The organism is Glutamicibacter sp. HZAU (assembly GCF_004100365.1).
Classification (GTDB): domain Bacteria; phylum Actinomycetota; class Actinomycetes; order Actinomycetales; family Micrococcaceae; genus Glutamicibacter; species Glutamicibacter nicotianae.
Window position 1 is genome coordinate 158,167 of record NZ_SCKZ01000005.1, and the last position, 22,805, is coordinate 180,971.

General features: G+C 63.3%; 24 protein-coding genes. 4 read left to right on the plus strand and 20 right to left on the minus strand.

Annotation, left to right across the window (positions count from 1 at the left end):
- Positions 1-116: 116 nt before the first annotated feature.
- From EKH49_RS09120 to EKH49_RS09135, 4 genes are all read right to left on the minus strand, one after another.
- Entirely contained in the window at positions 117-1,682 is a 1,566-nt protein-coding gene (locus tag EKH49_RS09120) for a transporter (protein ID WP_128470593.1), read from the minus strand.
- On the minus strand, positions 1,664-2,422 hold the full coding sequence (locus tag EKH49_RS09125; RefSeq protein ID WP_128470594.1) for an ABC transporter ATP-binding protein: 759 nt from the start codon (positions 2,420-2,422) through the stop codon (positions 1,664-1,666). The genes EKH49_RS09120 and EKH49_RS09125 overlap by 19 nt, the downstream gene beginning before the upstream one ends.
- Before the next feature lie 137 nt (positions 2,423-2,559).
- On the minus strand, positions 2,560-3,471 hold the full coding sequence (locus EKH49_RS09130) for a co-chaperone YbbN (RefSeq protein WP_038990505.1): 912 nt from the start codon (positions 3,469-3,471) through the stop codon (positions 2,560-2,562).
- Positions 3,472-3,476: 5 nt separating this feature from the next.
- The gene (locus EKH49_RS09135; RefSeq protein WP_128470595.1) at positions 3,477-5,183 is read right to left on the minus strand and encodes a hypothetical protein; all 1,707 of its coding nucleotides are present in this window, start codon (positions 5,181-5,183) and stop codon (positions 3,477-3,479) included.
- A gap of 161 nt (positions 5,184-5,344) precedes the next feature.
- On the opposite strand from EKH49_RS09135, the gene EKH49_RS09140 reads away from it, so the two are divergent.
- Positions 5,345-6,715 (plus strand): AI-2E family transporter, encoded by a 1,371-nt coding sequence (locus tag EKH49_RS09140; RefSeq protein ID WP_128470596.1) that lies wholly within the window; start codon positions 5,345-5,347, stop codon positions 6,713-6,715.
- A 23-nt stretch (positions 6,716-6,738) separates the two neighbouring features.
- Here the strand turns inward: EKH49_RS09140 and EKH49_RS09145 are convergent, their stop codons facing one another.
- Positions 6,739-7,110, minus strand: coding sequence for an ATP/GTP-binding protein (locus EKH49_RS09145; RefSeq protein WP_128470597.1), 372 nt, complete (start codon positions 7,108-7,110; stop codon positions 6,739-6,741).
- Between the two features lie 59 nt (positions 7,111-7,169).
- Here EKH49_RS09145 and nucS point away from each other — a divergent pair, with 59 nt between their 5' ends.
- The 3 genes from nucS (at position 7,170) to nagA (ending at position 10,026) form a co-directional block, all read left to right on the plus strand.
- Positions 7,170-7,865 (plus strand): endonuclease NucS, encoded by a 696-nt coding sequence (gene nucS / locus EKH49_RS09150; RefSeq protein WP_128470598.1) that lies wholly within the window; start codon positions 7,170-7,172, stop codon positions 7,863-7,865.
- 143 nt (positions 7,866-8,008) lie between these two features.
- Positions 8,009-8,731 carry a DUF4126 domain-containing protein gene (locus tag EKH49_RS09155; RefSeq protein WP_161567492.1) on the plus strand — a complete coding sequence of 241 codons (723 nt, stop codon included), beginning with the start codon at positions 8,009-8,011 and terminating at the stop codon, positions 8,729-8,731.
- 86 nt (positions 8,732-8,817) lie between these two features.
- Positions 8,818-10,026, plus strand: coding sequence for an N-acetylglucosamine-6-phosphate deacetylase (gene nagA / locus EKH49_RS09160; RefSeq protein ID WP_128470600.1), 1,209 nt, complete (start codon positions 8,818-8,820; stop codon positions 10,024-10,026).
- A gap of 13 nt (positions 10,027-10,039) precedes the next feature.
- Here nagA and EKH49_RS09165 read toward each other — a convergent pair whose 3' ends face one another.
- The 15 genes from EKH49_RS09165 to prfA all read right to left on the minus strand — a co-directional run bounded on the left by EKH49_RS09165 (position 10,040) and on the right by prfA (position 22,776).
- Positions 10,040-10,510 carry a hypothetical protein gene (locus EKH49_RS09165; protein ID WP_128470601.1) on the minus strand — a complete coding sequence of 157 codons (471 nt, stop codon included), beginning with the start codon at positions 10,508-10,510 and terminating at the stop codon, positions 10,040-10,042.
- Positions 10,511-10,629: 119 nt separating this feature from the next.
- Complete coding sequence (locus EKH49_RS09170; protein WP_066137627.1) at positions 10,630-11,058, minus strand: DUF2550 domain-containing protein; 429 nt, start codon at positions 11,056-11,058, stop codon at positions 10,630-10,632.
- 8 nt (positions 11,059-11,066) lie between these two features.
- Entirely contained in the window at positions 11,067-11,336 is a 270-nt protein-coding gene (locus EKH49_RS09175; RefSeq protein ID WP_038990466.1) for a F0F1 ATP synthase subunit epsilon, read from the minus strand.
- Between the two features lie 2 nt (positions 11,337-11,338).
- Positions 11,339-12,784, minus strand: a complete 1,446-nt coding sequence (gene atpD / locus EKH49_RS09180) for a F0F1 ATP synthase subunit beta (RefSeq protein ID WP_066137625.1) — start codon at positions 12,782-12,784, stop codon at positions 11,339-11,341.
- A gap of 35 nt (positions 12,785-12,819) precedes the next feature.
- Complete coding sequence (locus EKH49_RS09185; protein WP_066137623.1) at positions 12,820-13,713, minus strand: F0F1 ATP synthase subunit gamma; 894 nt, start codon at positions 13,711-13,713, stop codon at positions 12,820-12,822.
- Between the two features lie 76 nt (positions 13,714-13,789).
- A complete protein-coding gene (atpA, locus tag EKH49_RS09190; RefSeq protein WP_128470602.1) occupies positions 13,790-15,427 on the minus strand; it encodes a F0F1 ATP synthase subunit alpha in 1,638 nt (545 codons plus the stop codon).
- 126 nt (positions 15,428-15,553) lie between these two features.
- Complete coding sequence (locus EKH49_RS09195) at positions 15,554-16,366, minus strand: F0F1 ATP synthase subunit delta (protein WP_128470603.1); 813 nt, start codon at positions 16,364-16,366, stop codon at positions 15,554-15,556.
- Complete coding sequence (locus EKH49_RS09200) at positions 16,366-16,920, minus strand: F0F1 ATP synthase subunit B (protein WP_038990457.1); 555 nt, start codon at positions 16,918-16,920, stop codon at positions 16,366-16,368. Before EKH49_RS09200 ends, EKH49_RS09195 begins: the two co-directional genes overlap by 1 nt.
- An 80-nt stretch (positions 16,921-17,000) precedes the next feature.
- Positions 17,001-17,213: an ATP synthase subunit C gene (locus tag EKH49_RS09205; RefSeq protein ID WP_038990456.1), complete on the minus strand. Its 213-nt coding sequence runs from the start codon at positions 17,211-17,213 to the stop codon at positions 17,001-17,003.
- A gap of 106 nt (positions 17,214-17,319) precedes the next feature.
- The gene (gene atpB / locus EKH49_RS09210) at positions 17,320-18,111 is read right to left on the minus strand and encodes a F0F1 ATP synthase subunit A (RefSeq protein ID WP_083515384.1); all 792 of its coding nucleotides are present in this window, start codon (positions 18,109-18,111) and stop codon (positions 17,320-17,322) included.
- A gap of 284 nt (positions 18,112-18,395) precedes the next feature.
- On the minus strand, positions 18,396-18,830 hold the full coding sequence (locus tag EKH49_RS09215) for a hypothetical protein (protein WP_128470604.1): 435 nt from the start codon (positions 18,828-18,830) through the stop codon (positions 18,396-18,398).
- 170 nt (positions 18,831-19,000) lie between these two features.
- Positions 19,001-20,122 carry an MraY family glycosyltransferase gene (locus EKH49_RS09220; RefSeq protein WP_128470605.1) on the minus strand — a complete coding sequence of 374 codons (1,122 nt, stop codon included), beginning with the start codon at positions 20,120-20,122 and terminating at the stop codon, positions 19,001-19,003.
- Positions 20,119-20,802 carry an L-threonylcarbamoyladenylate synthase gene (locus EKH49_RS09225; protein WP_128470606.1) on the minus strand — a complete coding sequence of 228 codons (684 nt, stop codon included), beginning with the start codon at positions 20,800-20,802 and terminating at the stop codon, positions 20,119-20,121. The genes EKH49_RS09220 and EKH49_RS09225 overlap by 4 nt, the downstream gene beginning before the upstream one ends.
- 35 nt (positions 20,803-20,837) lie before the next feature.
- Positions 20,838-21,695, minus strand: coding sequence for a peptide chain release factor N(5)-glutamine methyltransferase (gene prmC / locus EKH49_RS09230; RefSeq protein WP_128470607.1), 858 nt, complete (start codon positions 21,693-21,695; stop codon positions 20,838-20,840).
- Between the two features lie 7 nt (positions 21,696-21,702).
- Entirely contained in the window at positions 21,703-22,776 is a 1,074-nt protein-coding gene (prfA, locus tag EKH49_RS09235; RefSeq protein ID WP_038990452.1) for a peptide chain release factor 1, read from the minus strand.
- Positions 22,777-22,805: the final 29 nt, after the last annotated feature.

Below are 22,805 nucleotides of genomic sequence, written 5' to 3' on the forward strand. Positions count from 1 at the left end.
GGCTTGGACGCCACCGGCCAATATCCTGTGAACCTTGTTGCACCAGGGCAGGCAAAAGGCCGCCCGGCGGGAAATTGCTTCCCGCCGGACGGCCCAGAGCGGCTCAGCCGCTGCGGCTACTTGTTGAGCATGACCGACTGCATCAACTCGGGAGTGCGCTTCTCATACCATTTGCCGCCGAGGGCAATGCCGCCGAGCATCAGCCCGATGCCCAGAACCAGGCCCGCACCCAGGGTGATGAAGCCCAAGGCCTGCGAGTGCTGGAACCAGCCGATGGCGTACGGAATGAGCACAGGGATCAGCAAGAGCCCCATGGTGAGCATGATGCTCAGCTGCGTGAGCGCCATGCGCATGCCGCTGCCAGGAGGGGTCTTCATCGGGTTGTCGCCCGGAAGCGGCACCGCATAGGTGTAGCGTGCCGAGGACACCGAGGAAACGCCCAACGCGACGAACAGCGCGGCCAGCGACAGGCCCAGATCACCCGGGATGCGCCACAGCTCGCCAGCGATCAGGCCCGGCAGGATCGCGGCGGCCAGGACCGGAATAATGGCAATCAGGAAGCAGGACAGCGCCCGTCCTGCGCGATCGGCCCGGCCGGATATGCCGGTCAGCGCGTGCAGTGCGAAGGCCGTGTTGTCATAGGAAATGTCTGCGGAGATGGAGAAGCCCAGCAGGATGCCGATTAATGGCCCCATCAGATACATCATCGTGTAGTTGCCGGATTGGCTGCCGGTGAACCAGAAGAGCAATGGAAGCACCGGCACCATCAGCACGCCCACGGCGTAGCGCGGATCCTTGAACCAATAGGTCAGTGCTCGGGCGGCGACGGCGCCGGTCGGCGTTGCCGGCAGCAGCTTGAAGAAGCCCAGGCCCTTGGCCGTGGCAGCGCGCTGCTGCGGCGGCGGGGTAATTGCGGCTTTTGCGGTAGCGCGAGCCAGCAGGACATATAGTCCGCCAAGGTAGGCCGCACCGAGGGCCAGGTGGATGGCCATGTGCCCGTAGAGCGCCGAGGCATAGGCACCGGGAACAGCGGCAAAGGCGCCGAGCGGGGTGTAGCCGAGCACCGTGGACAGCGGATGGATCCAGTCGCCCATGGACTCCGCCGCGGAGAACACCGAGGCCATGATCGGACCCAGCCCGACGAGCAGCAGGAACAGCAGCGCGAACGTCAATTCGCGGAAGCGGCGCTTGGCCCGCAGCGCGGTTGCCATGATCACCAGGTACTGGCACAGCAGGATCGCCATCACCGCGGTCGCCACCGCAGCCAGCAGACCCAGCATCAGCGCACCTGCATCGCTTCGCCACATCAGCGAGGCGCCCAGCAGGCCGAGAACGGTCAGCACCGCGGGAATCGAGACAAATCCAGCCAGCACCAGGGCAGGGCCCAGGGTCTTTTCCGGGATCCCGAATTGGACGAAGCGCGACGGTTCCAGGGTGAGGTCGACGCCGGTCAGCAGCGGCGGGATGATAGCCCAGCCCAGCACCGCGGCCGAACCGATCAGGGTAAAGATTTCGCTTTGGAATGGAATCTCGTCAGCGGCGAACCACACGGCCAAGGTCAGCATGGTGATCATGCCCAGCGCGTACAGGCCGCCGATGATGACGCCGATCAGCTGGCCGACGGAGCGCTTGAAGCCATTGGCCAGCAAGCGCAGTTTCAGGCTTAGGACGTGCGCAACCATGACAGCCCCTCGTTGTTGGCGCGGCCGCCCACCAGATCGACGAAGCGGTCTTCCAGGCTCATGCCGCCGCGGACTTCATCCACGGTGCCCTGCGCCTTGAGCACGCCATCGGAAATGACCGCCACATGCGTGCACATGCGCTGGACCAGGTCCATGACATGCGAGGAAACGATCACGGTGCCGCCGAACTCCACGTAGTTGTTCAGGATGTCGCGGATATTCGCCGCCGAGACCGGGTCCACTGCCTCGAATGGCTCATCGAGCACCAGCAGCTTTGGCGAGTGGATCATCGCGGTAGCCAAGGCGATCTTCTTGGTCATGCCGGCGGAGTAGTCCACCACCAGCTTGTCGCCGTCGTCCAGCAGGTCCATCACGCGCAGCAGGTCCTCGGTCCGCTGGGCAACTTCGGCACGGTCCATGCCGCGCAGCAGCCCGGAATAGGTCACCAGCTGCCGGCCGGTGAGCCGATCGAATTGGCGCACGCCATCGGCCAGGACGCCCAGGGTGGACTTGGCGGCGTGCGGGTCGGCCCAGATGTCCACGCCGTTGACCACCGCCTGGCCCGCATCCGGGCGCAGCAAACCGGTAGCCATCGAGAGCATGGTGGTCTTTCCGGCGCCATTGGGCCCGACCAGCCCATAGAATGAACCGGCGGGAACTTGCAGGCTGACGTTGTTCACGGCAATCTTGGCGCCAAATTGCTTGGCGAGAGACCGGATGTCCAGTGCGATCTGATTCATAGTTCAAGGCTAGCAATGCCCCAAGTCAGAACACATCATCCTTTGGAGTTAAACCTGAAGGCAAGACAAAGCCGCGGCCCGGGAAATATTCCGGACCGCGGCTTGCTAGCTGTGCGCTTCAGCGCTTCGGCATCAGCCTAGAAGAGTACGCGGGCCAGCTTCTGGCGCGAGGCGGCGACGCGTGGGTCGGCATTGCCGATGACCGCATAGAGCTCGATCAGGCGGCGGCGCACCCGCTCGCGGTCCTCATCCGCCAGTTTGGAGATCAGCGAGACCAGCCGGGCGAAGGCGTCCTCGACATGCCCGCCGACCACATCCAGGTCGGCGACATCCAGCTGCGCCGCGATGTCCTCGGGGTTCTGCGCGGCCTGCTCGCGGGCCTTGTTCAGATCCAGGTTGTGCGTGCGCGAGAGCAAGCGGACCTGGTACACGCCAACCTGCGCGTCCTTGTCGTTCGGCTTTTCGTTCAGCGCTTCCAAGTAGGCTGCCTCGGCGGCGGCGTAGTCCCCCGCATCGATGGCGTCGACTGCCTTCTGGTGCAGCGGCGGCAGTTCCGGCTCGGCCTGGCCGGCCTGCCCGGAGAATGCCGGGGCGGTGCCGCTCATGCCCTGCTGCACGGCGAGCTGTTCAAGCTGCGCGAAAACCTGGGCAATTTGCGCTTCTTCGGCAGGACCCTGGAACAGCGGCACCGGCTGGCCCTTGATCAGCGCAACCACCATCGGGATCTGCTGCGCCTGGAAGGCCTGGGCGATCTGCGGGTAGCTTTCGGCATCCACGAGGCCGAGGACGAACTTGCCGCCCTTGGCATCCACCAGCTTGCGCAGGGTCGCATCCAGGTCTGCAGAGACCTGCACGCGCGGCGAGCCGAGGGAAACGATGGCAGGCACCTGCTGGGACAGGCCGACGAACTGCTGGAACGCGGCCTCGTCCAGGCTGGTGGTCCAGCTGGCGGCACCGGCTGGGGTGCTGTCGGTGGCTTCCGGGCCGTGGTTGGCCAGCGCCGAGAGATCCACCGCACCGCGGGTCGAGGGGATGTTCTGATCAGTCATGGGGATTAGTCAACTTCCTTCACATCGAGCAGGACCTGGCTTGCCGAGATCAGCTGGATCTTGTCCTTGGAACCATCGGCCGGCAGGTAGAACATCACTGGTTCGGCGTAGGTGCTCTCGACGTCGCCGTTCGAGGAGCTGGAGCCCAGCAGCTGTTCGGTCAGCTTGTCGGTGCTCTTGAGCGGGTCGGCATCTTCGGTGCGGACGAACAGCGCCTTGTTGTTCAGCTTGCCGGTGACAATCGCGCCGCCGTCCGGGGTGGAGACCACCTTGGTGTCGCCCTCGGTGACCGAGCGCTTGTACTTCACATTCGCCTCGTTGGCTTCCTTGGACTCGTCCTTCTGGGCAGCGTGCACCGCCTTGATGAAGTCCGACTCGGCGAACTTGTCCTTCTCCTTGGCCTTGGGATCGGTCAGCACCTTGCCCAGCGCCTCCAGCGCCTTCTTCGGTGTCATCTGCAGGCCTTCGGCGTCGGCGCCCAGCTGCTTGGTCGACGGATCGCCCACCGCGATGCCCGGGAAGGTGGAGTTCGGCAGCATCTGTCCGGCGAAGACCACCTTGAAGTTCTCGCGGGCATTGGCCTGCACCAGGGTCAGCGCCTGCGGCAGGGTATCTGCGTCATTGTTCTTCGCGGTCACCACGGAGATCACGCGCGGGAACTTGGCTTCGTTCGCATTCGGCACCGCGGCCGAGCGGATTACCTGGGTCGTGAGCGCCATCGGCTTGTCGACCTTGAACTCTTCCTTGAGCATGTCGTAGCGCTTGTTGCGCAGGTACTTGAAAGCACCGGCGCTGCGCTGTTCCAGGGCCTTGGAATCGTTCTTCTCATCGGCCTTGGCGATCTGCTTCTGGGCATCGGCCAGCACGCGCTTGAGTTGCTCTTCGGTGATCACCGGGAAGCTGGCTGCTTCCTCCTCCGAGGAAGCAGCGGATTCGGAGCCCTTGGCCTCGTCGGACTTGGCTTCTTCGGGCTTCGCTTCATCGGACTTCTGCGCAGATTCAGAGGCCTTCGCGCTGTCCTCGCCGCTCGGTGCCATCGGCAGCGAGACGCCGGAGATGGCCAGGGCGACAACCGCCACGGCGGCGACCGAGTGCTGGGTATTCGAGCCGGTCTTCGCCTTGCCCGGGCGCATGGCCAGCAAGGCCAGTCCGAAGACCAGCAGCAGCGCGCCGGCAATGATCAACGGCAGGGCGAACGGCATGGCGTCGTCATTGGCGTAGGTGACCGAGATGTCCACTGGAGCGGCGTCCTTTCCGCCGGAGGCCAGCAGCAGGGACCAGTCGCCGGAATCCGGAGCGGTCCAGCGGTAGGTCATGGTCTGCTCGGCAGTCTGCGAGTCGAAGAAGATGTCATCGCCGGCGGGATTCGGCACTTCGGCCTCGCCCTTGGCGTATTCGGCAATCATCTTGTGGTTAGTCGTGTCGATGCCGGTGACCGATACGTGCGCGGCATCGCCGATCCACGCCTCGACGTCATAGTCGCGTCCCAAGGATGCAGTGAATTCACCCTTCGACTTGATCACCAGTTCCACCGGATCCAGCTTGGGGTCGTTGACCGAGGATTCAATCAGGGTCAGCGGGGCCTCATCGGATAGTTGCGGCATGGTCGCGGTCACCGTTTCGGGCGGCGCCCAAAAGGTCTTCTGTCCGATGCCGACTACCAGGGCCACGGCCCCCAGCAGCATCGCGATCACGGAGATTACTTTTCGCACAAGTTCACCTATTCGCCTACGTCTCACAGCTGTTCTTCGTCAAGTCTAACGAGTTGCGGCGGATCATGGTTCCGATCCGTGCCTGTGAACTGCCTCAACACCGCAAGTGCGTGGTGTCTTGAACCACTTAATAGACGCCAATGCGCGATATGCTCTGACCCATGGAGCCAGATCAGCCGCGCCCGCATCGCGCTCAACACGCGCACGACGAGCAATCGCACGCACCTGAGCGCTCCGTGGAACCAGAGACCCCAGGCCCGGAATCCACAGCGCATTCCCAGCCTCATCAGGCGAATTCCCAGCCAACACCACCCCCATCAGAGGGTTCGCCGGTCACCCGCTATCCCGCTTCTGCGCCATCGGGCGGCACTGCGGCTCGCGAGGGCTGGACCAGGAAGCTCGCCGACCGGGTGGGCAAGCTGCTCAACGCCCCGCAGCGAAGCGCGGCCCTCGGCGAGGAACCCGAGCAGCCGCTGGAGGGCTCCCCCGAACCCATTCCTGCGCTGCACCCGATTTCCATGGGCTTCCTGGGCACCATCGGGGTCGGCATCGCCCTGGGCGGCTTCTACCTGCTGACCAATGTCGGCTCGCTGATGACCTGGATTGCCATCGCGCTGTTCATTGCCCTGGGCCTTGACCCGATTGTGCGCTTCATGATGCGCAAGGGGCTCTCCCGTCCGCTGGCCGTGACCGCGACCATGGTCAGCATGCTGGCAATCTTCGGCGGCTTCATGGCGTTGATCATCCCCACCCTGGTCAATCAGATCACCACCTTCATCACGCGGGCGCCTGAAATCGTCGATAATTTCCTCAACAGCGAATGGGTCAGGGAAATCGACCGCCAATATGCAATCTCCCAGCGCATCACTACCGAGGTGGACCGCTTCTTTGGCGACTCGGGCGCGGTAACGAATGTCTTCGGCGGTGTCCTGGGCGTCTCGCAAACCGTCGCGCAGTCGATGTTCGGCGTGCTGATCGTGCTGGTGCTGGCCATCTACTTCCTGGCGTCCCTGCCTGGCATGATGGGCTTCTCGCTGCGCCTGGCCCCGCGCTCCAAGCGCGAGCGCGTCTCGGAATTGACCGTGCGCATCACCCGCTCGGTGGGCAACTACGTCATGGGCCAAGCCACCGTGGCGATACTGAACTGCCTGGTGGCGCTGCTCCTGATGAGCATCCTGGGCGTTCCTTTCACCGCGCTGCTCACCTTGCTGGTGGCCTTGCTGGCCTTCATCCCACTGGTCGGTGGCGTGATCGCCGGTGTGCTGGTCACCTTGGTGACGCTGTCCCTGGGGTGGCAAACCGCGCTGATCTATGCCATCTGCTACTTCGGCTACCTGCAAATCGAAGCCTACTTCGTCTCGCCGCGCATCATGCGCCGTGCGGTAGCAGTGCCCGGTGCGGTCGCCGTGATCTCGGTGATTGCCGGTGGCAGCCTGGCCGGGGTCACCGGTGCGCTGATGGCCATTCCGGTAGCTGCCAGCGCCATGATCCTGTTGCGCGAGGTATTCATCGCACGCCAGGACCGCCGCTAGCGGACTCCCCCGGCTTGCTGGCCCTAGTAGCGGTAGGAACGAGTTTCCCAGCAGTGCGGATGCCAGTGGCGGCGCGCATTGGCCGCGGCTTCATCCCCCGACCAGTGATCCGCCCGCCAGGCGACCACATGGGCCACGCCCACGCCGATGGAGCGGTGGCACCCAGGGCAGGTGTAGGTCTTGTTGGCGTTCAGCGGCGCGATCTTGCGTACATGCCACTGCCCATCCGGGGCATCCTGGCGGAGCACCACGCCGAAGCGGGCCCGTTGCATCCACTCTTCCTGGTCCGCTCCGTACTCCTGCTCGTCATCCCCATAGCCGTGGCCGGATCCGGAGTTCCGGCCTGTGGCAGGTCGTGAATTCTTCGAGCGGCGCGGGCGGTTGGAACGTGGCATGTCATTAATCATGCCGTATCTGAGGGCACAAGTCGCAACCAGCTAGTAAAGTGTGTGGGGTGCGTTTAGTGGTAGCAAAGTGTTCAGTAGATTACGAGGGCCGTCTGCGAGCCCACCTTCCGTTGGCGACCCGCCTGATCATGGTCAAGGCCGATGGATCGGTTCTCATCCACTCGGATGGCGGCAGCTACAAGCCGCTGAACTGGATGAATCCTCCATTGACCCTGCGCGAGGCCGATCCCGACGAGGAAGCCGCCGCTTTGGGAGCCACCGCCACGTGGATCGTGGCCAGCGCGAAGACCGATGACAAGCTGACCATCCACTTCCACAGCTTCGAGCACGACTCGGCCCACATCCTGGGCAATGATCCGGGGCTCGTCAAGGACGGCGTCGAGGCCGACCTGCAGCGGCTGCTGGCCGAGCAGATCGAATTGCTCGGCGACGGCCACCAGCTGATCCGCCGCGAGTACATGACCGCCATCGGCCCGGTGGACATCCTGGCCCGTGATGCCAAGGGCGACACGGTTGCGGTAGAGCTCAAGCGCCGCGGCGACATTGACGGCGTGGAACAGCTGACCCGCTATCTGGATCTGCTCAACCGCGATCCGCTGCTCAAGCCGGTGACCGGCATCTTCGCCGCCCAGCAAATCAAGCCGCAGGCGCGCACCTTGGCCGAGGACCGCGGCATCCGCTGCCTCACCCTGGACTACGATGCCATGCGCGGTGTCGACGACTCCGCAGGACGTCTCTTCTAGCGCAGAGTCCTGCCCCACGCGCGGCCAGGCTCGAAGCTGCCTGCCGACTGCTAATCTGATTTCCTCTACCAAATGCGCTTGGTGCCGCACGGCCCGAGCCGGCCTTGCCGGGAGGAACATTGGATCCGCTGACAGCTTCGCTCATGGCCATTGGCAGCGGTTCCGCTGCCGGACTGCGGCCCTACTTCACCGTGTTGGCGCTCGGCATTGCGGGACTCGCGATTCCCGACACCGCACCAGAGATGATCGCTTCGGCCACCCGGCAGATCCCCGAGAGCATCACGAATCCTTGGGTTCTGGCGATTTGCGCGGTGCTGGCCATCGGCGAGGCGGGCCTGGACAAGATCCCTTTCCTGAACTTGTCAATGGAAACGGTCTCCGTGTGGCTGCGCCCCGTCTTCGGAGCGCTGGTAGGCATTGGGCTTGGGGCCAACTCGGGAGTGGAAGTTGCCGTGGTGACCGGGTTGCTCGGTGCGGGATCCGCGCTGTCGGTGAGCCTGGGCAAATCATCGCTGACCGCGGCAACCAACGTCGTGCCCGAACCGGTGACCCAGTGGGTGCGCAGCCTGATCGAGGATTTCGGTGCGCTGGTGCTCGTTCTCGCGGCCGTGCTGCTTCCGGTGCTGGCCGCGCTGCTCGGCCTGGCAGCGATGACCATCGGGTACCTCCTCTACCGGATGTTCCGCAAGGCCTACCGCTCGCTGAAGAGCACATTCGGCAACGCGAAGGACAAGCAGGCCGCCGCGCGGGTCGCCCGCGAAGCGCAGCACGCCGCCGGCGGGAATGCCAGCGCCTGGCAATCGCTGAAGCGCATTGCCTCCGGCACCGATCCGGGAAACCCGGATCCTGCCGCCAAGCGCGGCTGAGCGCATGGTGCCCTCCTTCCACGTCCGCTGCGAGAATAATCCGCCAAGTCGGTGACTGGATGCCTTCTCTCTTCTAAGCTGGGAACATGACTACGACGCGCTACGCTTTGTTCGCCACCCTGATTTCCGATGGTCTCAAGGTCACCGAGGGCGTGCTCGCCGTCGAGGGAGACCGCATCCGCTTTGCCGGCAACCGCGATGACTTCACCGCCCTGCCGGACGCCGCCGACTACCCGGTGCGCGAGGTGGCCCCGGGATCCATCATCATCCCGGGCCTCATCGACCTGCACTGCCACGGCGCCCTCGGTGCTGACTTCTCGGCGCCGGATCACAAGAGCGTCACCGAAGCCATCGAGTACCTGCACCGTTCGGGCACCACAACGCTGCTCGCCTCGCTGGTCACCGCTGAGCCGTCATCGATGATCGAGGCCGCCGAACTGCTCGCCGAACTGGCCGAGGCCGGGAAGATTGCCGGCATCCATGCCGAGGGCCCGTTCCTCTCCGAAGCCCGCTGCGGCGCCCAGGATCCGCGGTTCCTGCAGGAACCTGATCCCGGCTTCGTCAGCGAGCTGGTGGCCGCCAGCCGCGGCCAGCTGCGCACCATGACCTATGCCCCCGAGCTGGAGGGCACCGAGGAAATCATCGAGCAGTTGGTCTCGCACGGCGTGGTCCCCTCGCTGGGGCATACCGATGCCAGCGCGCAGGTCACCTCCGATTCGCTGCGTTTCGCCCGCGAGCAGCTGCGCAGCGCCGGGGTGGATGGATTCACCGAACGCCCGACGGTCACCCACCTGTTCAACGGCATGCCCTCGCTGCACCACCGCGAGCCGGGACCGGTGGCTGCCTGCCTGGAAGAAGCGGTGAACCGCAACGCGTTCGTGGAGCTGATCGCCGACGGGGTGCACCTGTCCCCCGACACCGTGCGGCTGGTCTACCGGCTGGTGGGCGGAAGCAACATCCTGCTGGTCAGCGATTCCATGGCAGCCACCGGCCTGGACGATGGCCAGTACACCCTCGGCCCGCAGGAAGTGACGGTGACCAACGGCCAGGCCCGGCTGTCGAGCGACGATTCACTGGCTGGCGGCACCTGCACGCTGCTTCAGATCGTCCAGCATGCGGTGCAGGCAGGGGTCTCGCTGGTCGAGGCGGTCAACTCGGCCACGTCCATCCCCGCCTCGCTGATCGGATTGGCCGATGAAGTCGGCTCCCTGCACTACGGCTTCGCGGCCGACGCGCTGATCCTCGATGCCGACCTGCAGCTGGTCCAGACGATCCGCAACGGGGAATACCTCTAAGCCCGCCACCACCTCAGCTCTGCTGTTCTCCGGTCCTTCCGGCCCGGATAATGCGAATGATCCCGATGGCCATGGCGGTCGCAAGCAGCAGCAGGCCGGCGGCCTCCAGCCCCGCGCTTGCACCGCCAACGCCGCCACGGGCCAGGCCCAGGTCCAGGACCGTGAGCGCGCCTGCCACCAATGCAAGGGTCCGTTCGCCCTCGCGGTACACCTGCTGCGCGTTCTGCCCGGTGATCTGGAAGGGGTAGTTCAGGCGCGCCGGGTATTTCGAGCCCCAGGCGATCAGCGCAATGGTTGCCAGCATCGCCAGGCTGCCCCAGAGCATTTCAGGCCTGCGCCCGGATCCGTCCGGCATCCCCCGGTGTTCCAGGAGCATCCAGGCCGCGATGAGCAGCGCGCCAAGCACGCTGGCGGTCCGCAGCGCCTTCACGGCAGCACCGGTCCGGTAGCTCCGGGCAGGACGCCTGGCTGAGCTCGCATCCATGGGTACGCACCTTCTGAGCCGATGGCCTGCTGGATTCACCAGCCTACCAACTTTGCCCTGGCCCAGGGACGCGAAGACCGCCGCTGCATCTGCAGCGGCGGTCTTCGCGTATTCAAGTGCTAGATCTGCCAGCTTCCGGCTATCGGACCGGCTTCGAGCCAGGCCGAGAAGCCGGTGTAGTCACGGTAGTCCATGGCCAGCAGCAGTTCCTCACCGCTGCGCACCAGCATCACGATGATGAATCCCGGCGGGATCCGCGAGGTTTCCTCATCGGTGGGCTGGCGCGTCCCGGTGATGTCCAGTCCGCGGCGCTCGATCACGAAGCTCGGCACCGGGGAGACAGAGAAAAACCGCAACAGGTCCACATGCGCTCCGCCGTAGCGGCCGATGACCATGATCCATTTGCCCGAGGGCGCGAGGATTGATGCATCGAAGGTGCCCAGCGTGCGCCGCAATTGGATGCGGCGCACGGCCATGGCCCCGAAGAACATGGCGATGCCGATGAGGATCAGCAACGCGATCAGAACTGGTGCGGTTATCTCGAACAATTCATCGCCTACGCTGCGGTACCAAGCACAGCGTTGTCAGCAACGATCACTACGCGATCCGAATCAACGGAGAAGAAGCCCCCATCGATCTGGACCGAGAAGCGGGACTCGGAAACCGGTTCGATTTCCAGATCCCCAGCGGCAAGCACGGACAGCATCGGAACGTGACCGGGCAGAACACCGATCTCGCCGTCCACCGAACGAGCCTTGACCAGCTTCGCTGCGCCCGACCACACGAAGTGGTCGGCCGCGACGATTTCGACCTGAAGCTCAGCCATGATTAGCTGGCCTTCTGGATTTCGGCCCACTGGCGCTCGACGTCGTCCAGACCGCCGATGTTGAAGAACGCCTGTTCTGCAATGTGGTCCAGGTCGCCATCGCAAATGGCCTTGAAGCCTTCGATGGTGTCCTTGATCGACACGGTCGAGCCCTCGACACCGGTGAACTGCTTTGCGGTGTAAGTGTTCTGCGACAGGAACTGCTGGATGCGGCGTGCACGGGCAACGACGATCTTGTCCTCTTCGCCCAGTTCGTCGATACCGAGGATCGCGATGATGTCCTGCAGTTCCTTGTTCTTCTGCAGGATAGCCTTCACGCGGATGGCTACATCGTAGTGATCCTGGCCGATGTACTGCGGATCCAGGATTCGCGAGGTCGAGGTCAGCGGGTCGATTGCCGGGTACAGGCCGCGCGACGCGATTTCACGCGACAGCTCGGTGGTTGCATCCAGGTGGGCGAAGGTTGCTGCTGGAGCCGGGTCGGTGTAGTCATCGGCCGGGACGTAGACAGCCTGCATCGAGGTGATCGAGCGGCCCTTCGTCGAGGTGATGCGTTCCTGCAGCAGACCCATTTCATCGGCCAAGTTCGGCTGGTAGCCCACGGCGGAAGGCATGCGGCCCAGCAGGGTCGACACCTCGGAACCGGCCTGGGTGAAGCGGAAGATGTTGTCGATGAAGAGCAGCACGTCCTGGTTCTGCACATCGCGGAAGTATTCCGCCATGGTCAGAGCCGACAGTGCCACGCGCAGACGGGTGCCTGGTGGCTCATCCATCTGGCCGAACACCAGTGCGGTGTCCTTGAGCACGTTGGCTTCGTCCATTTCGACCCAGAGGTCGTTGCCTTCACGGGTGCGCTCGCCCACGCCGGCAAATACCGAGGTACCGCCGAAGTTGCGTGCCACACGGGTGATCATTTCCTGGATCAGCACGGTCTTGCCCACGCCAGCGCCGCCGAACAGGCCGATCTTGCCGCCCTTGATGTAAGGGGTCAGCAGGTCGATCGACTTGATGCCGGTTTCCAGCATCTCGGTCGAGCCCTCGAGCTCCGAGAACTTCGGTGCTTCGCGGTGGATTGGCCAGCGCTCGGAAACCTGGATCTCCGAGTTGTCAACGTCCAGGGCATCGCCCAGCACGTTGAAGATGTGGCCCTTGACGCCGTCGCCGACTGGGACGGAGATGGCAGCGCCGGTATCGATAACCTGAGCGCCGCGGACCAGGCCGTCGGTGCCCTGCAGCGATACTGCGCGGACCAGGCCCTCACCGAGGTGCTGGCTGGTCTCGAAGGTGATCTTCTTGGTTTCGCCGTTGAGGGTCAGCTCAGCGGTCAGTGCGTTGTAGATAGCAGGCAGTGCGTCGGCTGGGAACTCGACGTCCACGACCGGGCCAGTCACGCGCGCGACGCGACCAATGGCCCCTGCGGTAACCTGCTCGTTGAGTTGGGCAGTCATCTTTCTCACTTCTTGTCTGGTCGGAATCTCGGAAATCAGCTGTTCAGCGCGTCGGCGCCGGCAATAATTTCCGAAAGCTCCTGGGTGATTTCAGCCTGACGGGCATTGTTGAGCAATCGGGTGTACTTCTTGATCAGTTCACCAGCGTTGTCGCCTGCGGCCTTCATTGCGCGCTGGCGGGCAGCGAGCTCGGAAGCAGCGGACTGCAGCTGGCAGTTGAACAGTCGAGAATCGATGTAGCGCGGCAGCAGTGCGTCAAGCACTTCTTCCGGCGATGGCTCAAACTCGTACAGTGGCAACAGCTCGTCGGCCGGGGTCTCGGACTCGTCCTCGACAACCTCCAACGGCAACAGACGGATGACCGTCGGTTCCTGCGTGACCATCGACTTGAACTGGGTGTAGACGACATGGATCTCGTCCACGCCTCCCTGCTCGAAGTCGGTGTCGAAGTCCTCAAGGAGGACATCGCGCAGCTCGCGTGCGGTTTCGAAACGCGGGGAATCGGTTTCCCCGGTCCACACTCGTGCGTACTCGCGTGAGCGGAAATCAAAGTAAGCCTGGGCCTTGCGGCCGACCAAGTAGGTCTTGACTTCCTTGCCTTCTTCACGCAGGAGTTCCACGAGGTGCTCTGCCTGCTTCAGAACGCTGGCGGAGTAGGACCCGGCAAGTCCTCGGTCCGAAGTCATCACCAGGACCGCGGCACGGCGTACCTGCGCCGGCTCGGTGGTCAGCGGGTGATCGACATCGGCCTGGGACGCGACGGCGGTTACTGCACGGGTAATCGCATTGGCATACGGCAGCGAGGCCGAGACACGCGTACGTGCCTTACCAATGCGGGATGCAGCGATCAGTTCCATCGCCTTGAAGATCTTGCGCATCGACTTGGTCGATCCGATCTTCTGGCGGTAGACCCGAATCTGGGCTCCCATGTGTGTCCTTTCCTTATCCCCTGCCTTGGGAGGGCGGCGCCGTTACCGGCGCCGCTCCCCCTTGGCAAGGAAAATGTCAGCGCTTCTGCTTGACGATCTGTTCCTGGTCAACGGACTCGGAATCGAGAGCGTCATGCTCTTCGTGTCCGGCTGCGACAAGCTTGTCGTCGCCTTCGCCGAAGAAGCCGGCCTTGAAGTCCGCAACAGCGGTCTTCATGGCTTCCAGAGTCTCGTTCTCCAGCTTGCCGGTCTGGCCAATCACGGTCAGCACATCGGTGCGGTGGCGCAGGTACTCGATGAACTCGCCCTCGAAGCGGCGTACATCCTCAACCGGGACATCGTCCAGGTAGCCGTTGGTTCCGGCCCAGATCGAAACGACCTGGTCCTCAACCGGGTACGGGGTGTACTGGCCCTGCTTGAGCAGTTCCATCAGGCGTGCGCCACGGGTCAGCTGCTGCTTGGAAGCGGCATCCAGGTCCGAAGCGAACATGGCGAATGCCTGCATGTCGCGGTACTGGGCCAGTTCCAGCTTCAAGGTACCGGAAACCTTCTTCATGGCCTTGACCTGTGCCGAACCGCCAACGCGGGATACCGAGATACCCACGTCGACAGCTGGACGCTGGTTGGCGTTGAAGAGGTCCGACTGCAAGAAGATCTGGCCGTCGGTGATCGAGATGACGTTGGTCGGAATGAACGCGCCCACGTCGTTGGCCTTGGTTTCGATGATTGGCAAGCCAGTCATCGAGCCTGCACCCAAGTCGTCCGACAGCTTGGCGCAACGCTCAAGCAGGCGGGAGTGCAGGTAGAAGACGTCGCCTGGGTAGGCTTCGCGTCCTGGCGGACGGCGCAGCAGCAGGGACACGGCACGGTAGGCTTCTGCCTGCTTCGACAGATCATCGAACACGATCAGAACGTGCTTGCCGCCGTACATCCAGTGCTGGCCGATGGCCGAGCCTGCGTAAGGAGCCAAGTACTTGAAGCCAGCTGGGTCCGATGCCGGGGAGGCCACGATGGTGGTGTACTCCAGGGCGCCCTGCTCTTCGAGCGTCTGGCGGACGGCAGCGATGGTCGATGCCTTCTGGCCGATTGCCACGTAGATGCAGCGGACCTGCTTGGTCTGATCGCCGGACTCCCAGTTGGCACGCTGGTTCAGGATGGTGTCAACCGCGATGGCGGTCTTGCCGGTCTGGCGGTCGCCAATGATCAGCTGGCGCTGGCCGCGGCCGATCGGGATCATGGCGTCGATGGCCTTCAGACCGGTCTGCATTGGCTCGTGCACGCTCTTGCGCTGGGTCACGCCTGGTGCCTGGAGCTCCAGGGCGCGGCGGCCCTCGGAAGCGATTGGGCCCAGGTTGTCCAGTGGCTCGCCCAATGGGTCGACCACGCGGCCCAGGTAGCCGTCGCCGACTGGAACCGAAAGGATCTCGCCGGTGCGCTCTACCTTCTGGCCAGCTTCGATGCCGGTGAAGTCACCAAGCACAACGACACCGATTTCGCGGGTATCGAGGTTCTGGGCCAAGCCCAGGGTGCCATCTTCGAACTTCAGCAACTCGTTGGCCATGACGGAAGGAAGGCCTTCCACTCTGGCGATGCCGTCGCTCGCGGCGACGACGCGTCCCACCTCGGTGCGCTCTGCCTTACCCGGTTCGAAGGAAGATGCGAACTCGTTTAGGGCATCGCGGACGTCGTTGGCATTGATGGTCAAATCGGCCATCTGCAGTCCCTGCTCTCCTAAATTGTGATCCGGCCCGGCGGGCCGAATCGAATGTGAATGAAGTCTGTTGTGGTCCTGGCAGCCAGGAACACCGGGCGAAGGATTGCTCCTCGCGCCCAATGAGTCCTAGCTGGCCAAGGCGCGGCGCAACTCGGCCACGCGTGATGCCACGGAAGCGTCGACAACTTCGTCGCCAACCTTGACTACCAGGCCACCAACCAGCGATGGGTCGGTAGTGGTGTTGAGCTTGAGCTGACGACCGTATAGCTTGTTCAGGCCGCTCTCCAGGCGCGAAAGCTGGGCTTCGGACAGTTCGATGGAGCTGGTCACCGAAGCGATCCAGCGCTGCTGGCGCTTGGCCACGAGCTCTACGAAACGTCCAACCAAGGCTGCCGGCTTCAAACCGCGGGGGTTCGAAACTGCCTGGGAGATCAAAACCTGCGAGGTCTGCGACGCGTTAGGCACGAGCTTCAGCGCGAGTGCGCGCTTAGCCTCGACTGGGGCCTGTGCATCATCCAACGCACGCTGCAGCTCGTGATTGCCACGAACTACCTCGATGAAGGAGAACAGATCCTGCTCCAGCTTGTTCAGCCCCGAAGCGCCGTCCTGCTGTTCCGCCACCGCGGCAACCGCGGTGACAGCCAGCGTTTCGAGCGCATCGCTAATGTCACGTTCCGAGCTCCAGCGGGTAGAAGCCAGCTGCGCAACGGTGTCCTCGGCGTCAGCCGAGACCTTTCCGCGCAGCAGCTGAGCCAAAAGGCCTGCCTTGTCGGCATTCCCACGGGCTGGGTCAGTCAATGCGCGGCGGAGACCGGCATTTGCATCCAGTACTTCCAGGACCGCGAACAGTTCCTTAGGCAGCTCAATAGATGCCAGTGCCAGCTTGGGTTCCAGGAACTCCAAAGCCTTTGCTAGTGACTCGCTCGATACACTTGCCATTAGTTCGATGCACCTGCGTTCTGCTGAGCTTCCAAATCGGTCAGGAACTTGTCAACCACGCGCTGGGCACGGGCATCGTCCTGCAGAGCTTCGTCAACAACCTTGCTTGCAAGCTCGGTAGCCAATGCGCCCACGTCGGTGCGGAGCGAAGCCAGTGCGGATACGCGCTCAGCCTCGATCTGGCGGTGCGACTGCTCGGTGATGCGAGCTGCCTCATCGGTTGCCTTGGTCTTCAGATCGGCGAGGATCTGAGCACCTTCGCTACGAGCTTCCTCACGGATGCGGTTTGCTTCGGTGCGTGCTTCCAGAAGCTGGGCCTTGTACAGTGCCAAGGTCTCCTCTGCTTCCTTCTGCGCTGCTTCAGCCTTCTCAAGGCCACCTTCGATCGCGGTGACGCGATCTTCATAGGACTGCTCGAACTTCGGAGCAATCACCTTGATGACGATGAACAGAAGGACCGCGAAACCAACACCCGTAACGAGAATTTCCCACGGGTTCGGCAACAGCGGGTTGACCGATTCGCTCGCAGCGAGGATGAAATCAGTGCTGTTCATTCTCACTATTCCTTATCTACTAGTTTCCGCTTTTGTGTACGCCTCGCGATAGTGGCGAGGCCACTACAGTTGCGAAAAGACTAGGCGCCTACGACGAAGGCGAAGACCAGGCCCAGGATGGCCAGTGCTTCAGCAAGTGCGAAGCCAAGCATGGCGATTGGCTGCAGGATGCGCTGAGCCTCTGGCTGACGAGCAACACCGTTGATGTAGGCAGCGAAGATCAAGCCAACGCCGATAGCCGAACCGATAGCAGCCAGGCCGTAGCCGATCATATTCAGGGAGCCGTGCAACATGTGATTATGTTCCTTTCAAGATACCGGGCTTTTGCCGGTAGGTTGTGAGGTATTCCTTGAGCGACTCAAGGAAGATCTTTATGGGTTGGAAGAAAGAAGTGTTGGCCTAGTGGGCGTCGGCTTCAATTGCACCTTGGAGGTAGATCGCGGTCAGCAGGGCGAAAACGAACGCCTGCAGGCACATGATCAGAAGTTCCAGGAAGTACATTGCGACCGATCCGATGATGACCAGCACGCCGAGGCCGTTCATGGCCAGGGAGTCCTGGACAACGATCAGGTGACGTGCACCGGACGCTGCCAGCATCACGATCATGTGACCGGCCAGCATCGTTGCCATCAAACGCAGCGAGTGCGTCAGCGGGCGAACGATGAAGTTAGAAATGATTTCCAACGGAACCATCAGCGGCATGATCCAGCCCGGAACACCGGACGGGACGACAGCCAGCTTGAAGTAGCGGATACCATGGTTCTTCAGGCCTACGGCAATCCAGGTGCCGTAGATGATGATAGCCATCGCGTAGGCAGAACCAGCGTGTGAGAACGATGGAAGCTGCAGGAACGGAATCGCGCCGAAGAGGTTGTTCAGCAGTACGAAGAAGAAGGTCGCGAACAGCAGAGGAATCCAAGGACGGAAGTTCTTCTCGCCGATGATGTCGCGGCCAATTCCGTTACGTACGAATGCGTAACCGGTTTCAGCGATGTACTGCATCTTGCCTGGAACCAATTTAGGGTTCTTGATGGCCGCGGTGAAGAACCAAGTGATGAGCACGATCGACAAAACGATCATGAGCATCTGCTTGCCGAAACCCGTGCCGTACTCCGCCATCCAAGGGAAGATATCTGGAAGGTGGGTATCGGAAACGGATGGCGGTACGAAGCCGCCTTCTTCTGAGGCCATTGGGAGCGCAAACGCGAACAACGCGCTGTCCTCTCTGCAGTAACGGTCACGGGCAAAAGGCGGTGACTGGCGGTAACTGCCTCTCACCGTGTGAAGAAAAGATCAAACGGGGATCCCATCACGGCCCATGCCAAAGCATCAACCCTGATGAAGGTCCATCTGCGGGTCTCCCCGCGGATGCATCTTGCATAAACCGCCCGCAGTTCAGCGGACGGCCAAAAATGACCCGAAGTAAGCTTATCAAACTCACAGCACCCCACCGACACAAAGTCGGGCGGAATACTCTATTCCTCGTTGTAGATAGCCAGGCGTGCCTTCATGAAGGCACGCACCTCGCCAACCTGCCAGGCAACAAGGGAGATAGCTGCTGCAAGAACGAATCCCTGGCGGTTGACCCATTCGGGCAACCCCAGGTTCAACAGCACGAAGGCGATGCCGAAAACCTTGATGACAAAGACGCCTAGGAATGCGGGCATGGCCCACGATCGGCGGATTCGCCCGGCAGCTTCGGCGATGAGGATGCCAATTGCGAAGAAGCCGATCACGATCCCGGCAGCCAGCGTGCCAGAAAGCGCGTAGGCGAGATCAGCTACCAGCCATGAAATCAGGAAAAATATGGCGGTAGCGATCGCCGAATACACCAGTGACAAGCCAAGAATCGGCAGCCAGATGGATTTCGGGGCTGACGAAGCACTGACGCGGGCAGAACCAGAATTCACGTCCGCAACCTTTCTTCGTCAACACCGAGGGACCATCGCGCACCCATCGATGCTGATGAAACTTGAAACTCCCGCCCGTTCCCGAAAAGAACAGGAGGAAGAAGATCCACATTGAATTCTACACGAGATAGAAACAGATTGCGCATGCATTACTTGGCTAATTAACCGGACTAGGCCTTGCCCATGCGCTTGCGCAGGGCATCGACCCGCTTGATCACCAGCGGACGCCAGGTCGCCACGGCTGCCACTAGGAACAACAGCAAGGCCATCGGCACCACCAGGATGACCGGGATGAAGGCGATGGACACCACTGAGACAGCAATCACGGCAGCCCAGAGGTACAGCAGGATCACCGACTGGCGCACCGAATGGCCCTGGGCCAGCATCCTGTGGTGGATGTGCTTGGCGTCCGGTGAAAAGGGTGAGCGTTTGTTGGCCAGCCGGCGGAAGACCGAGAGCACAAGGTCCAGGACTGGTAGGAACACGATGACCATCGGCAGCAGCATCGGCATGTAGGCAGGGATGTTGCGGAAGCGCCGCGCTTCCAGTCCCTGCACATCCCCGGTCACCGCGATGGCGGCCACCGAGAGGACCATGCCGATGGCCAGCACCCCGGTCTCCCCCATGAAGATATTCGCCGGGTTGAAGTTGTGCGGCAGGAAGCCCAGGCAGGCGCCGAGCAGCAGGGCGCAGAGCAGCGCCCCGATGTTAGCGTAGTCATCCGCGCTCACATGCGTGGCCAGCACGTAGGAATACACGAAGAAGGTCGCCGCGCCAATGGCGGCCAGGCCGGCGGCCAGGCCATCGAGCCCATCGGAGAAGTTGATCGCGTTCATGGTCAGCACGATCAGGAACACCGTCACCGCAATCTGCAGCCACGGCTCATCGATCTGCCACGAACCGACCGGCAGCGACTGGATGACGATTCCGTGGGTGGCGATCAGCCAGCCGATCAGGATCTGCCCGGCGAGCTTCAGCCACCACTTCAAGTCGTACATGTCATCGGCCAGGCCCATGAGCACGATGACGCCCAGCGCGTAGGCGATGCCGCGGATGGCTTCGTCATTGCCGAAGACCCCGCGGAAGAAATGGAAATTGCTCGCGAGCCATAATCCTGCGGCGAAGGCGGCGATGATTGCCAGCCCGCCGAACTTCACGATCGGCTTTTCATGCTGGTCGCGTTCGCGCACCAGCTGGTTCCCGGTAAAGCGCTGGCCGAGCGTGCGCACGATCGGCGTGAGCAGGAACGAGACCGTAAAGCTGAACGCTATGAGCAGGACATAAGTTCTCATGCGCCGGTTTCCGGTGCGTCCTGTCCCAAATCGAGAATTCCAGGGACAACCACGCGCAATTCCTCAATGGAAATTGCGCCCGAGCGGACTACCTGCAGGTGCGCGCCGGTGCAATCGATGATGGTCGATGGCAGGACTTCTTCGCCGGCCGCGCCGCGCGGACCGCCGTCGAGGTACACGTCCACCGACTCTCCCAGCTGGGCGATGGCCTGCTCGACATCCAGCGCCGCAGCGTTGCCGGTGCGGTTCGCCGAGGACACTGCCAGCGGGCCGGTCTGGCCCAGCAGTTCCAGGGCGGTGTCGTCGTTGGGCACGCGCAGCGCCACGGTGCCGCGGGTCTCCCCCAGATCCCAGGTCAGCGACGGCTGGGCGTGCAGGATCAGGGTCAGGCCGCCTGGCCAGAAGGCTTCGGCCAGCTTGCGGGCTTCCTCTGGGATGTCCCGGGCCAGCCCGTCCATGGTGGCGGTCTGGGCAATCAGCACCGGTGGCGGCATGGTGCGGCTGCGGCCCTTGGCCGCCAGCAGCATCGCTACGCCCTGGGCGCTGAAGGCATCGGCGCCGATCCCGTAGACGGTATCTGTGGGCAAGACGATGCAGCGCTTGTCCGCCAGTGCAGCCTTGGCTGCGGCGATGCCGTCAGCATGTTCCTGCTCGTTGCTTACCGAAAATGTTGTGCTCACGGGATCATTCTTTCATGCACTGGTGTGTCGTTGGGTTATTGGGGCGCGTAGCCGGATGTGGCGCGGGCGCGCCCGGTGAGGTCCTGGTGGCCGGCCACTTGCGTGAATCCTGCTTCGCGCAGCATCGCGGCCGCGCTCTCGCGCTGCACTTCGGCGTGTTCCATCACGTACCAGCCGCCGGGGCGAAGAAGCTTCAGGGCCTGGGCAGTGACGGCACGCGGGATCTGCAGCCCGTCCTCCCCCAGCCCGTACAACGCCATCTCCGGGTCGTGCTCGCGCACCTCGACCTCGCGCGGCACCGCATTCGGCGGGATGTACGGCGGATTGGAGATCACCAGGTCCATGGTGCCGTCCAGCTGGGCGGGCAGCTGCGTGGCGTCCTGGTGAAGCACGGTGACCCCGTGGGGTTCGCAGTTGGCCCGGGTATAGCCGATGGCATCCTCCGAGAGCTCAACTGCCCAGACGCGGGCCGCCGGCACCTCGCTGGCCAGGGCCGCGGCAATGGCGCCGGAACCCGAGCACAAGTCGATGCACCGAGGGCTACCGATCCCGTGGGCCGCCAGGAAATCAAGGCCCAGCTGCACCACGGTTTCGGTTTCCGGCCGCGGGGTGAAGACCCCCGGCCCGACCTCCAGTTCCAGGTAGCGGAAGTAGGCGACGCCGGTCAGGTGCTGCAGCGGGATGCGGGTGCGCCGGGCTGCCACCAGCTCGGTGAACTGCTCCCGGTGCGCCGGCTGAAGGCCGTCGCCGCGCAGCTCGCGCAGCTTCAGCTGCGCGCGGTCGATGCCCAGCACATGGCAGAGCAGCAGATCGGCGTCGACGCCGGGGCTTGGCACCCCGGCGTCGGCCAGCGCCGCAATCGCCTGGCGGCGTACGGCAGATAGTTCTTCCAAGGCGCAGTTACTCGCCCAGCGCAGCCAGGCGCTCTTCCTCGTCCATCTGGATGCAGGAGTCCACCACCGGCTGCAGGTCGCCGTCCATCACGGCGTCCAGGTTGTAGGCCTTGTACCCGGTGCGGTGATCCGCGATGCGGTTCTCCGGGTAGTTGTAGGTGCGGATGCGCTCGGAGCGGTCCATGGTGCGGATCTGGCTGGCGCGCTGCGCCGAGTTCTCGGCGTCGATCTGCTCCTGCTGGTGGGCCAGCAGGCGCGAGCGCAGCACGCGCATCGCCGCTTCGCGGTTCTGGATCTGCGACTTCTCGTTCTGCATGGCCACCACGATGCCGGTAGGCAGGTGGGTGATGCGCACCGCGGAGTCGGTGGTGTTCACCGACTGGCCGCCGGGGCCCGAGGAACGGTAGACGTCGATCTTCAAATCATTCTGGTGGATGTCGACTTCTTCGGGCTCGTCCACCTCGGGCAGCACCAGCACGCCGGCGGCCGAGGTGTGGATGCGGCCCTGGGATTCGGTGACCGGCACGCGCTGCACGCGGTGCACGCCGCCCTCGAACTTCAGCTGGGCGTAGACGCCTTCTGCCGGGTCGTTGGAGTTGCCCTTGATGGCCACCTGGGCGTCCTTGTAGCCGCCGAGGTCGGACTCGTTGTAGGAGATCATCTCGACCTTCCAGCCCTTGTGCTCGGCGAAGCGGGTGTACATGCGCAGCAGGTCGGCCGCGAACAGCGCCGCTTCGTCGCCGCCTTCACCGCCCTTGACTTCGAGGATCACGTTGCGGCCGTCGTTCTCGTCGCGCGGGATCAGCAGGCGGCGCAGCTTCTCCTCCAGCGCCGGCAGCTCGGCGGTCAGGGTTTCGACCTCTTCGGCGAAGTCCGGATCCTCGTCGGCCATTTCCTTGGCAGCTTCCAGGTCCTCGGTGGCGGTGTTCCACTTGTTGTAGGCTTCGACGATGCCGTTCAGCTGGGCCGAACGGCGGCCGAGCTTGCGGGCCAGCGCCTGGTCGGCGTACACCGCTGGATCCGAGAGCTGCGCCTGGATGGCTGCATGCTCTTCTAGTAGCGACTTGACGGACTCGAACATGGTGGTGTGCTTCCTTGTTGGCGTTTTCC

Coding starts and splice junctions, on each gene's coding strand:
- EKH49_RS09125 (WP_128470594.1), bottom strand. CDS start 2,422: ATGAATCAGATCGCACTGGACATCCGGTCTCTCGCCAAGCAATTTGGC.
- EKH49_RS09165 (WP_128470601.1), bottom strand. CDS start 10,510: ATGGATGCGAGCTCAGCCAGGCGTCCTGCCCGGAGCTACCGGACCGGT.
- prfA (WP_038990452.1), bottom strand. CDS start 22,776: ATGTTCGAGTCCGTCAAGTCGCTACTAGAAGAGCATGCAGCCATCCAG.
- EKH49_RS09200 (WP_038990457.1), bottom strand. CDS start 16,920: ATGAACAGCACTGATTTCATCCTCGCTGCGAGCGAATCGGTCAACCCG.
- EKH49_RS09145 (WP_128470597.1), bottom strand. CDS start 7,110: ATGCCACGTTCCAACCGCCCGCGCCGCTCGAAGAATTCACGACCTGCC.
- EKH49_RS09120 (WP_128470593.1), bottom strand. CDS start 1,682: ATGGTTGCGCACGTCCTAAGCCTGAAACTGCGCTTGCTGGCCAATGGC.
- EKH49_RS09155 (WP_161567492.1), top strand. CDS start 8,009: ATGGCCATTGGCAGCGGTTCCGCTGCCGGACTGCGGCCCTACTTCACC.
- nagA (WP_128470600.1), top strand. CDS start 8,818: ATGACTACGACGCGCTACGCTTTGTTCGCCACCCTGATTTCCGATGGT.
- EKH49_RS09185 (WP_066137623.1), bottom strand. CDS start 13,713: ATGGGAGCCCAGATTCGGGTCTACCGCCAGAAGATCGGATCGACCAAG.
- EKH49_RS09195 (WP_128470603.1), bottom strand. CDS start 16,366: ATGGCAAGTGTATCGAGCGAGTCACTAGCAAAGGCTTTGGAGTTCCTG.
- EKH49_RS09205 (WP_038990456.1), bottom strand. CDS start 17,213: ATGTTGCACGGCTCCCTGAATATGATCGGCTACGGCCTGGCTGCTATC.
- atpA (WP_128470602.1), bottom strand. CDS start 15,427: ATGGCCGATTTGACCATCAATGCCAACGACGTCCGCGATGCCCTAAAC.
- EKH49_RS09220 (WP_128470605.1), bottom strand. CDS start 20,122: ATGAGAACTTATGTCCTGCTCATAGCGTTCAGCTTTACGGTCTCGTTC.
- atpD (WP_066137625.1), bottom strand. CDS start 12,784: ATGACTGCCCAACTCAACGAGCAGGTTACCGCAGGGGCCATTGGTCGC.
- atpB (WP_083515384.1), bottom strand. CDS start 18,111: ATGGCCTCAGAAGAAGGCGGCTTCGTACCGCCATCCGTTTCCGATACC.
- EKH49_RS09175 (WP_038990466.1), bottom strand. CDS start 11,336: ATGGCTGAGCTTCAGGTCGAAATCGTCGCGGCCGACCACTTCGTGTGG.
- EKH49_RS09140 (WP_128470596.1), top strand. CDS start 5,345: ATGGAGCCAGATCAGCCGCGCCCGCATCGCGCTCAACACGCGCACGAC.
- EKH49_RS09130 (WP_038990505.1), bottom strand. CDS start 3,471: ATGACTGATCAGAACATCCCCTCGACCCGCGGTGCGGTGGATCTCTCG.